This is a genomic window from Dehalobacterium formicoaceticum (genome assembly GCF_002224645.1).
GTDB classification, from domain to species: domain Bacteria; phylum Bacillota; class Dehalobacteriia; order Dehalobacteriales; family Dehalobacteriaceae; genus Dehalobacterium; species Dehalobacterium formicoaceticum.
In genome coordinates, this window is the sequence record NZ_CP022121.1 from 2568048 (window position 1) to 2579154 (window position 11107).

General features: G+C 43.6%; 9 protein-coding genes. 7 read left to right on the forward strand and 2 right to left on the reverse strand.

The genetic code is table 11. The annotated features are described in order from the left end of the window. Nucleotides 1-183 precede the first annotated feature (183 nt). The gene (locus CEQ75_RS12355; RefSeq protein WP_089611048.1) at nucleotides 184-2733 is read left to right on the forward strand and encodes a stalk domain-containing protein; all 2550 of its coding nucleotides are present in this window, start codon (nucleotides 184-186) and stop codon (nucleotides 2731-2733) included. A 113-nt stretch (nucleotides 2734-2846) separates the two neighbouring features. Here the strand turns inward: CEQ75_RS12355 and CEQ75_RS12360 are convergent, their stop codons facing one another. Further along, nucleotides 2847-3518, reverse strand: coding sequence for a hypothetical protein (locus CEQ75_RS12360; protein ID WP_089611050.1), 672 nt, complete (start codon nucleotides 3516-3518; stop codon nucleotides 2847-2849). A 266-nt stretch (nucleotides 3519-3784) separates the two neighbouring features. Between CEQ75_RS12360 and yedF the strand changes: the two genes are divergently transcribed. Both yedF and CEQ75_RS12370 read left to right on the forward strand, forming a co-directional pair. Beyond that, nucleotides 3785-4411, forward strand: a complete 627-nt coding sequence (gene yedF, locus CEQ75_RS12365) for a sulfurtransferase-like selenium metabolism protein YedF (protein WP_089611052.1) — start codon at nucleotides 3785-3787, stop codon at nucleotides 4409-4411. A 36-nt stretch (nucleotides 4412-4447) separates the two neighbouring features. Then, nucleotides 4448-4726, forward strand: coding sequence for a putative Se/S carrier protein (locus CEQ75_RS12370; RefSeq protein WP_089611054.1), 279 nt, complete (start codon nucleotides 4448-4450; stop codon nucleotides 4724-4726). Between the two features lie 8 nt (nucleotides 4727-4734). On the opposite strand, the gene CEQ75_RS12375 is transcribed toward CEQ75_RS12370, so the two are convergent. After that, nucleotides 4735-6549: a MutS family DNA mismatch repair protein gene (locus CEQ75_RS12375; protein WP_089611057.1), complete on the reverse strand. Its 1815-nt coding sequence runs from the start codon at nucleotides 6547-6549 to the stop codon at nucleotides 4735-4737. A gap of 809 nt (nucleotides 6550-7358) precedes the next feature. On the opposite strand from CEQ75_RS12375, the gene xseA reads away from it, so the two are divergent. The 4 genes from xseA to CEQ75_RS12395 all read left to right on the forward strand — a co-directional run bounded on the left by xseA (nucleotide 7359) and on the right by CEQ75_RS12395 (nucleotide 11104). Further along, a complete protein-coding gene (gene xseA / locus CEQ75_RS12380) occupies nucleotides 7359-8594 on the forward strand; it encodes an exodeoxyribonuclease VII large subunit (protein WP_089612620.1) in 1236 nt (411 codons plus the stop codon). After that, nucleotides 8569-8823, forward strand: coding sequence for an exodeoxyribonuclease VII small subunit (gene xseB, locus CEQ75_RS12385; RefSeq protein WP_089611059.1), 255 nt, complete (start codon nucleotides 8569-8571; stop codon nucleotides 8821-8823). The genes xseA and xseB overlap by 26 nt, the downstream gene beginning before the upstream one ends. Further along, nucleotides 8813-9700 carry a polyprenyl synthetase family protein gene (locus CEQ75_RS12390; protein WP_089611060.1) on the forward strand — a complete coding sequence of 296 codons (888 nt, stop codon included), beginning with the start codon at nucleotides 8813-8815 and terminating at the stop codon, nucleotides 9698-9700. Before xseB ends, CEQ75_RS12390 begins: the two co-directional genes overlap by 11 nt. A gap of 936 nt (nucleotides 9701-10636) precedes the next feature. After that, complete coding sequence (locus CEQ75_RS12395; protein WP_089611062.1) at nucleotides 10637-11104, forward strand: hypothetical protein; 468 nt, start codon at nucleotides 10637-10639, stop codon at nucleotides 11102-11104. The last annotated feature ends 3 nt before the right edge of the window (nucleotides 11105-11107 follow it).

Genomic DNA, 11107 nt, shown 5'->3' on the forward strand with positions numbered 1-11107 from the left:
TAGGTTTCCATACTACAAGGCTTTTTGTTTAACAAGCGATTGCTTTGGATAAAATATGAAAGCAGATAATTACTGTTTTTTTGAACATATTGTTTTTTTAAACATATTTTTTGGAACATATGGGATTTATATTTCGTCTTTAAATAGGTAAGACAAACTATAATTTTAATAGGAGATTAAGAGATGCCGAAATTAAAACGCAAAAGATGTCTGAAAAGTAAGTTGATGTTTTCGATGATCCTACTGTGCTTATGTGCTTTTCTCACCAGTCACGCTGCAGCTGCAGCAGCGGTCAAACCCATCGCTGAAGAAACCATTACCAGAGGCGCCGTGCTTCAGCAATATACGGTGAAAACCGCCTCGGGTACCTCCAAAGTATTTGTCACCAAAATTAATATTCAGGACCCTTACATAAAAATGGATGTGATCTACGGTATTGACGGTAAATTAGGTAAAAATCAAAATGTTGCCAACATGGCCCAGGAGAATAAGGCCATTGCTGCCATCAATGGTGACTTTTTTGATATGACTACAGGCAGCCTTTTTGGGCCAATAATGAAAGATGAAAAATGGATTACCACGCCTACCACCACCATTGATGGCTTAAGTGGATTTGCCATGACAGATGGAGGTCAGCCAAGGATTCTTCCTTTTTCCTTTCAAGGCTCCCTGATCGCAGATAATGGGGCATCTTTCCCTGTGGCTGCTGTCAATAAGACTTTTTCCTGTGTCGATAAAATCAACATTTTCACCAATGACTGGGATGTATCTGCCTTACCGGGTGAAGCCCTAGGCACTTATGTCTATGTTTTAGTGCAGGATGATGAAGTGTCGGAAATCTTATTCAATGAAAAACCAAAAAGGATTTCCCGGGATGATTATGTGATCTTAGGCCATGGTTTAGGGGCTAATTTCTTAGTTAACAATCTATATGCCGGCGCAGAAGTGGAGTTTGATTTTTCCGTTGATCAGGGAGATGACTGGCAGTTTGTCATGGGCGCCCATACTCCTTTAGTTGCCAATGGAAAACGTGCTCAATTTACCCGGGATATTCCTGGATCACGGGCCCGGTCCGCGGTGGGGATTTCCCAGGATCAAAAATACGTTTATTGGATTGGCGTAGAAAAAAGCGGCACCAGTACAGGGATGACTTTGACGGAACTGGCGGATTTTATGGTGCAGTTAGGTGTCGCTCAGGGTGTCAATCTTGACGGCGGCGGTTCTACCACCGTGCTGAGCAGATCCCCGGGGGATTTCACCCCTTCCCTTAAGAATCAGCCGGAACAAGGCAATCTGAGAAACGTACCCAATGGTTTAGCTTTGTATTCCACCGCTCCTCAGGGAACATTAAAAGATTTTGTGATTGGCGGACCATCCTTTTTGTTAATGAAGGAAAAGGCAGAATTGAGTTTAAAAGCCATTGATGAATACGATAATCCCCTTAATATGCAGGATTCAAATATGACCTGGCAGTCAAAAAATGACAAGGCTGCGGTACAGGGGAACCAATTGCAAGGGCAGAAGGTGGGCACTGCCATCGTTGAGGCTCATTCCAATCAGATCAATCAGCAATTTAATGTAGAAATCATCGGACGGGACGGAATTCAGGAAATGGGTTTCAATACGGACTCCCTGCTCTTAAATCCGGGACAGACTGTGACCCTGAAGCCGGTGATCACAACGAAAAACGGTGCTAGAAGGGAAGTAGATGCCTCCTTATTTAATTGGGAATGGATCAACGTGGACGGAGAAAAAACCGGACCCGCTGAATTTAAAGCAGGCATGACTCCGGGGAGCGGCTGGCTGGTGGGCACTTATGACCGCTTCAGCAAAATGGTGCCGGTTAGCATTGGAACTACATCTCAAGTGATTATGGATTTTGAAAATCAACCTCAGATCGGCTTTTTGGGCACTCCGGCTGAGGTTACCGGGCAATTTGTCTTAAATAATACCGAGAAAAAAGCAGGGCAAGCCAGCGGATCTTTGAGCTATGATTTTGCCAAAGCCTCAGCAGACGTGCAGGCAGCATATGGTCAGTTTGGAACTCAGGGTCTGCCTTTCTCCGGGACTGCTAATGGTCTTAACCTCTGGGTATACGGGGACAATAACAATTATTGGCTGCGGGCGGAGATTGTTAATCAGAAAGGGGAAACCAGCTACCTTACCTTAGCAGACAAAGTAAATTGGTCCGGCTGGCAGGAAGTGAGCGTTGATTTTCCTCAAGCCATGGAAAATCCCATATTAAAAAGGGTTTATGTGGTAAATCTCAAGAATTCCACCGGACATCAGTCTACTGACGGAACGATTCTTTTCGATCAGATTTCTTACAAAACAACGGCCCCCAGTGCAACGAAGGTCCAGGATACCAAGTTAAAATTATTTGTCAATCAAAAGAGAATGCTGGTCAATGACCGGGAGCAGCAAATTGATCAGGGGCCCATTTTGGAAAATGGACGCAGCTATATTCCGGCCCGTTTCATTATCGAAGCTTTGGGCGGACGGGTTTACTGGACGGCTGATGAGAAAAAGGTGCGGATTCTTTTCCCTCAGAACATGATTGATCTTTGGGTCAATGATAAAGAACACACCATCGTTAATGGAAAGAATCAACCGGCGGATACGGCGCCGATTATCCGAAACAGCCGCACCCTGATCCCGGTGCGCATGGTGACAGAGAACTTAGGCTATCAGGTGGATTGGATCAAGGGTGAAATTACCATTGCCAAGAAATAAGAGTCATTAGGAATAAGAGATCAGAAAGCAAAAAAAAACAGGCGGCAGGAATGAATTTCTGCCGCCTGTTTTTTTGAATTTTGTTAGCTATGAAATGTATAGGTTACTTTTATTCACTTGATTTCGTATTTCTCCAAAGTGGAAGTGACCTCAAAACCTTCCGAGAGAAATTCTCTTTTGATCAGACCGACGCCAGCTTTATAATATTCATACATGGTGGAATCAGGATAAATTATTTCCACTTTTATCAGCTGATCAAATTTTCCGGCCGGTGTATCCAGGGAAGCATTCAGATCGATGATTTCCCGGGTACCGTCTTTCGTTTCCCATTTTGTACCCACCTCTAAAGGGGTTTTCAGAATGATCAAGTCATCGTTGGGTTCTGCATCTAAAAAGTTTTCATTCTCATAAGACTCGCCTTGAGAATAGATGGTGGTGATTGTATCTTCTGTGACTTCATATACAAGGGCACTCACGGTACCGCCGTTATCCTCTTTAATTTGAGCTCGGTTTCCTTGGGCAAACATGACTTCCCGGGAAAAGGTAGCATATTCATTGCCTTCACCCAGATACTGCCAGGTGCTGCCTACCGTCAGAGGAAGGTAGTCACCAAGAGTTACTTTATCCTCCGGCGGTTTCTCTGTATTACCCGGTTCTTCCTGTCCCGGAGGGGGTTCATTAGGATTGGGATTAGGGGTTGGCTCTGTACTATTATTGCATCCGGTAATCAATAATGCCATCATCAGCAACAGCAGCAAGGTAATTTTAACAGCCAGTTTTTTCAAATCTTTTCCTCCCTTCATTTCTTTCTATTATATCCCAGGGAAAGAGATTTAACCACCAGAAAATATCCGGCTTTACAGAAGGAAAAGGGGGGGTTAAGGGGAGGGATAGGGGGGGTAATGGTATGTCAGGGGTCAGGGTAATTATCGGATAAAAATTATTTATCAAGGCAAAATTATGATAAAAAAATTTGATTGGTAAGGGAGAGATGAGAAACCTATAATATACTTAGGAAAAGGAGAATAGAAAGCTGCAGGAGGTAGCATGAATGTCAGTTGAAATAGATTGTCGGGGATTAAACTGTCCCGTACCGGTGATTCAAACTAAAAAAGCCATGGAAAGCAACCCGGAAGATTTGATCATTACCATTGTTGATAATGAGGCCGCCCGGGAAAATGTAAAAAAATTAGCGGAAAACGCAGGTTATCAGGTCACAGTAGCAGAAAAAACAGGATTATTTCATCTCCGTATGGAGAAGGAAAAGGCTAGGGAAGGTATGGAAATAAATCCGGCGGTGCCGGCAGCAGAAAAAGTGTCAGAGAGAAGGCCTGCGGGTGATCGTGATACCATAATCTATCTTTCCACCGATAAAATGGGTTCCGGTTCGGATGAACTGGGACAGGTTTTAATGAAAAGTTATTTTTATGCTCTGACGGAAGCCCAACCTTATCCCAAGACCCTCCTTTTTGTAAATGCAGGTGTCAACTTATCGACGGAGGGATCTCCCGTATTGGATTATTTAAAAATCCTGGCAGATGCCGGGGTGGAGTTATTATCCTGCGGAACCTGCCTGGATTATTTTGGCTTAAAGGATCAACTTGCCATCGGTGATGTGACCAATATGTATTCCATTGTGGAAAAAATGAACGAAGCGGCGAAAGTGATTCACATCTAAAGGAACAGGATAAAATAATGATCAGGAGTGAATCTCATGAATAAAGTTTTTAATGTCATATCTTTTCAATCAACCCATTATGCCATCATCACAGAAAAAACGCTTAAAGAACGGTTTCCTGTTACTTTGATACCAACCCCCAGAAGCATTACCGCCAGTTGCGGATTATCCTTAAAATTTGAGCCGGAGATGCTTCCGGATGTGGTGCAGGACTTAAAAACTACTCCCATCAACGAGGAGATGCTGGCTCTTTATCAAATTGAGAAAACTCCGGAGGGAGACCAGGCCAGGCTGATCCCCTGGAGTGAAATTTAAAAGAACTATTATTCCTCCGTAATATCGATACCGGCCATTTTCATCAGGAAAATAGCATTTCTGGTGGTGGAAACACCGGGTTTAATTTTATAATCGAAGTAAATTTTACCATTTTGATAATATTCTGCAAAATGGTAATTTTTTATTTGTGTACCTTCCTTGGCCAGATCCCCTAACTCCAGATCATGGGTGGAAACCAGTCCAATTGATCCGGTACGGCTTAGTTTCTTGATTAAATGCTTAGCTCCCGTGTGCCTGTCCCGGGAATTGGTGCCTTTAAAGATCTCATCCAAAAGAAAGAGCACCGGTATACCTTGTTCCGTTTCTTGCAAAATGGTTTTAATCCGTAAAAGTTCGGCAAAGAAAGAGGAGGTTCCCGTATCCAGATTGTCATTGATACGCATGGAGCTGTAAATTTTAAAAAAGCTGCCCTGAAAATCCTTAGCACAAACGGGACAACCCATATATGCCAGAACCAAATTAATCCCGATGGTGCGCAGAAAGGTGCTTTTCCCAGACATATTGGATCCGGTAATCAAGAGCACTTCCCCCGGGCGGCTGATTTCCACATCATTGGCGACCCTGGTTGAGGAGAGCAGCAGGGGATGACCCAGTGCTTTGGCTTTGATGCCAAAATTTTCAGATTTAATCACCGGAGTACACCAGTCAGGATGATCATAGGCCAGTACAGCGCAGCTGGATAGGGCCTCAACTTCCCCTAAGATGCTCAGCCAATTTTTTAAATCAGGCCCGGATTCTTTTTTCCACCTCTCCAATGCAGTCATGGCTTGAAAATCCCATAAGGTAAAGAGATTAAAAATCAGATAGAGCTGATGATGACGAATGTAGGTTTTTTTAACTCCCTGACCTAATTTTTCAATTTGTTGAAAGGCGGGCTGGTTGTTTTCCCCTCGTAATTGATACTGCATTTTTTTGAGTTGAGGGGAGGAGAATTTTTCTTTTTCAAAGATGGTTATCATTTCCTGAAAGGTTTTCATGTGCTGATGATATTTTTCCGCAACCGCAAAAGCAGGGGCGGTATCTTTACTAAAATAATAAAGCACCAGACCATGAAGGATGAACAGGGACAGAGGGAGATAAACCGGAATCAGCTGGGGTTGGAGCAGGGAAAAGACCGTGAGCAGAATCAGAACCGCAGGACTGAGATAAAGCAAAGGACGCAGAAAAGGTCGATTCCATCTATTGTCATAAATACCGGCCCAGTGAAACAATTCTTCAGGATTTTTGTCAATGGAAGGTGACAGCATCCCTTCCCCCTCCAGTCTTTGCCTGAAGTCAAGATGGTCACCCAGTTCATAAATCATTTCCTGTCTTTTTTGGAGCTGATCCTGATCATCCATGGGAACCATCAGGAACTCCTTTAATTTTTGACGCCCCAAGAAAGTGTTGGTCGTGTTCATTAATTGAAAGAGAGAGCGCTTGCCGAAAATATCTAAATCCACCACATAAGGATGACTGTCTTCGATAAATTCACTGCCTGTATCAGGAAAGTGAGTCCAGTCTTCCGAAAGACGATCCAGGGATTTTTGATTGATCTGAAGCAGCGCCTGCACCTGCTTCAGTTCTCTTTTCAACTGTTGATGCCTTAAGACGAAAAAAACAAAAGCAGCGGCGGTAATGATAAAAACGGTGGCTGAAGCATTAGTTTTTCCTTGGAGATAGAGATAAATGATCAGACCTAGTCCCCCCAAAGAGATCAATAAGCGAAAATTACTGATTCTTTGGCCGGTTTTCTCCAGTTCCCGGATGCGGGCGGTGTATTGGTCAATCTTTTTACGATAGAGTTCCTGTGGCTGTAACAATCATTCCACACTCCTTATTCTGAATGTTGTGCGACCTGGTAGCTAATATCAATATCAATACCAATATCAAATCTAATAATAATACATCTTACCCCCCGGATTCAAGTGATGAGCCGGATAACTTTTCAGAGGATGACCAAAACCCTGTCAACCTGTGTCAGGTTTCTGTTAAATAATGACTAAAAACTGACCAAAATTTGACACGGATCTATGTGAAATCTATTAAGGCTTCATCCCAGCGCCGCCATAGGAGTGACGCAAGACGATTTAACTAAGTTTATCAAATGTTGGCACGATAATTGCTAAATATAATGTGTAAATGTGAAAGTGATTTTAAGAACAAGGGAGGGATAAAAATGAAAAAGCTGGATGTTCCGATGGTTTCTTTTTATGCCGTCTGTTACTTTCTTTTTACCATTTTAGCCATTGTTGGCCTTTAAATTTGGTTATTAGTTTAAGTTAAGCAGTCAGTCCATTTCTTTATCCCCATTATCTTTTTTATTGTCATAAACAAAAAATAAAAAAAGAAATGAGGTGTTCAGGTGCCCCAAGTATATTACGCGTTTAGGGCAATTTTTAAAATGGCCTGTTATTAAGCCAAACGGTTTCCATCAGAATGATCTGAAATATGATCTGAAATGAAACCATGGCTTATTTTTTTGCTTTTTTTGATTCACTGCAAAACCAGGTTTTCTAATGTTTGCATTTATGGAAGCAATTATGCTATGATGCTATTATCTTATCAGTAATCAATTAAATGGTCATGGAATGAATTCAAATCAAATGAAATAAATGGGGACAGGAATTTGTTGAATAAAAGAATTCTTACCGTAAGTGAGCTTAATACTTACGTGAAATATAAAATTGAAGATGATGTTCTGCTCAGCAACCTTTGGACCAAAGGGGAGATCTCCAATTATAAGGCCCACTCTTCGGGACATCGTTATTTCGTTTTAAAAGATCAAACCAGCTCTGTACGTTGTGTCATGTTTCGCAGCCGGGCGGCTGCTTTAAAATTTGAGCCTGAACAGGGGATCAGTGTTTTGCTGCGAGGTTATTTGTCTGTCTATGAACGGGACGGCAATTATCAGATTTATGTGGAGGAAATGCAGCCGGAAGGAGTGGGTGCCCTGCACCTGGCTTTTGAGCAGCTGAAAGCCAAACTGGCAAAGGAAGGGCTTTTTGATGATCAACACAAAAAACCGCTCCCTTTTCTGCCTCGGAAAATCGGTGTGGTGACATCACCCACAGGCGCGGTATGGCAAGACATTCAAAAAGTAGCTTTGGCTCGCTTTCCTAATATTCATATTGTCTTGGCCCCGGCAGCCGTTCAGGGGGAAAGTGCGGCCGGGGAAATTGTCCGTGGCATTCAGGTTCTAAATCAAGTCAAGGAGCTGGATGTGATCATTGTTGGCCGGGGCGGCGGTTCTTTAGAAGATTTATGGGCTTTCAATATGGAGGAAGTGGCGCGGGCGATTTTTCATTCTCAGGTACCGGTTATTTCCGCCGTGGGCCATCAGACGGACTTTACCATCGCTGATTTCGTCGCCGATCAGAGTGCGGCTACTCCTTCGGCAGCTGCGGAAATGGCTGTACCGGTGAAAAGAGACTTATTAAAGACTATATCTCTGTGGCAGAGCAAAATGGAAAAGGCCGCAGCTTCGACCCTGACTTTAGGACGGCAGCGCTTGGCTTATATGGGACAAAGAACTGTGCTTCATAATCCGGAAAGGCTCCTCCAGGGAAAAGAGCAGTATCTGGACACCTTAAAGCTGACTTTGGAAAGAGAAATACAGGATAAAATGAAAGACCTGAAAAACAGATATCAGTTGTTGGCGGAAAAAATGGATATGCTCAGTCCCTTAACCACCTTATCCCGGGGATATGCTGTCTGCTTGAAGGATGCAAAAGTTATTACTTCCGAAGCGGAGGTGGCCGAGGGGGATCTGGTCCAGGTGGTTTTAGCCCAAGGGAATATCCATTGTCAGGTGCAATCGAAAGAAAAAGGTGGGATCTTTGATGGTCGCGAAAAAAATAACATTTGAAGAAGCATTGGAAAAATTAGAATTAAATGTGAAATCCTTAGAATCAGGTGACCTTCCTTTAAATGAAGTTTTGAAATTATTTGAAGAAGGAGTCGGCCTGGTGCAGACCTGTTATCAAAAACTCAATGAGGCCGAGCAAAAGATCCAGGTGCTTTCCAAGAGTTTAAAAGAAAGGCAGCAGGAAGAGTCAGAAGAGAGTGAAGAGGAGAACCAGGAAAGTGAATATTGATTTGTATCTGAAAGAAAAGGCAAATTTAATTAATCAGGAACTGGATCGCTTATTGCCGGAAGCAGAATTAAAACCTCAGGTGCTCCATCAAGCCATGCGCTATAGTATTTTTGCCGGGGGGAAAAGATTGCGTCCCGTTCTTTTTCTGGCAACCCTGGATGCGCTTGAAGAACCGTCCGAACCTTATCTGCCCTTTGCCTGCGCCTTGGAATTGATCCATACTTACTCCTTGATTCATGATGATTTGCCGGCCATGGATAACGATGATCTCAGGCGTGGCTTACCGACCAGCCATAAAAAATTCGGTGAAGCTCAGGCCATTTTAGCCGGTGATGCTTTGCTTACCTATGCCTTTAAGCTGATGGTGAGCCCCAAGGAAAAGGGTGCGTCTCCGGAAAAATTGTTGACCGCCATTGATGAAGTGACAGATGGTGCCGGCTTAAAAGGCATGATTGTGGGCCAGGTGCTGGATATCGAGGCCGAAAATAAAGAAATTGGTCTGGATGAATTACAAACCATTCACCGCAACAAAACTGGGGCCCTCTTTGCAGCATCTATTCGTTCCGCCGCTGTTTTAGCCGGTTGTAATCCTGAAATGTTAGAAAAATTAACCGGCTATGCCGAAAACTTCGGCCTGGCTTTTCAGATCACAGATGATATCCTGGATGTGATTGGGGATACCGCAAAAATGGGCAAACCAACAGGCAGTGATCAGGAACAAAAGAAAATTACTTATCCTTCCTTTCTGGGCTTGGAACGCTCCCAAGAGTTGGCCAGGGAGTCGGTTGAAAAGGCAGTGCAATATTTGATAGAGCTGCCTGCCGGTGCAGATCCGCTCCGCGCCCTTGCGCGGCAGGTGATCGATCGGGAGAACTAGATGATTCAAGAGAACCAGATAATTGATGATTGAAAGCGTGGAAATAAGAAATCACCTTTCAATCTTTATAAATTATCTTAATTTGTGCTATAATACGGTATATAACCCTCAAATGTTTCTTGTTCTAAAGAAACAACACATGATATAATATGAACAGTAACGGGTGATGCAGTATTCTAGTCAGTAAAGTTTGACTTTGAAAACGGGCCTAAAAATCCGTTAAGGGCATATCGATGAAGTTCCTGGCGTTGGCTTTCGACGCCCAGTCGGGGGTCGGTGCTGGGGGTTAAGGATGTGGGGCGATCTGCAATGGCATGTAGGCGTTGACCCCGCTTCCGTGGAGACCCAAGTGCGTGGGAAATTATTCTTGGTCGAATAAGGCACTATGGCTTGGGATGAACCTGCATTCGGTGAAATCTGGGTGCAGTGTAGCCTGCCTTGAGTGGTGGTGGTGGATTTTGCAATCCCGGACCAATATTTAAGACCATATAATATTGGGAAGATAGGGACTGAAACCATCTCTGCAAAAGAGGCTAGAAGTCAAAGGGAGCTGTTGGGGAAAACTCCTAGACTGTTTACGCACGTGAGGTCTTTTAAGGATTAAAGTGCTGACTAAGTGGTAATCTGGCCCTGTAGTGGTGACGCTGCAGATTGATGCATAAAGGGAAACCGCCAAATTGGTGACAATTGGGAGCGATCAATGGGAAAGCCTGCCAGACCTAAGCAGCAATGTTTACTTAAGGGACTATCACCTGAATATTTCTTTTTTACTGGTATAGTTGGTTCAATATAGTATGGAGTGAAATTTTTGGGTAATAATAAAAGTAATAAAAAAGAAAGTACTGTGAAGCATGCCCTTGTGGTAGCTTTAGGTACTTTTTTATCGCCATTGTGATCAGCAGTTATTCTCAGCTCTTTCTGGAACGTGTCAGCTCAATGATTTTTGCCTTTGCTCTTTTATTAGCTATTATTTTAGTGGGCATTATTTTTGATATTGTGGGCACGGCGGCTACGGCAGCCACAGAAGCTCCTTTTCATGCCCGGGCATCCCGCAAGCTGCCGGGGGCAAAGAATTCCATTTGGCTCGTAAGAAATGCTGATAAGGTTGCCAATTTCTGCAACGATGTGGTGGGGGATATCTGCGGTACGGTGAGTGGTTCCGTCGGCGCCATTATTGCGGTCAGCCTTGCTCCAACTTTCCGAAGTGTTGAGGATTGGATCGTAGGTACGGCAATGATCGGCATTGTCTCTTCCCTGACAGTAGGCGGCAAGGCCTTGGGAAAAAACATGGCGATCCGCGGAGCGGATAAAATTATCCTGATCGTGGGACAGATGATGTCCTTGTTTCAAAAAAAGCCTAAGAGGCCTAACCAAACAGCGAAAAGGCAAGGAAAGGGAAATTAAAGC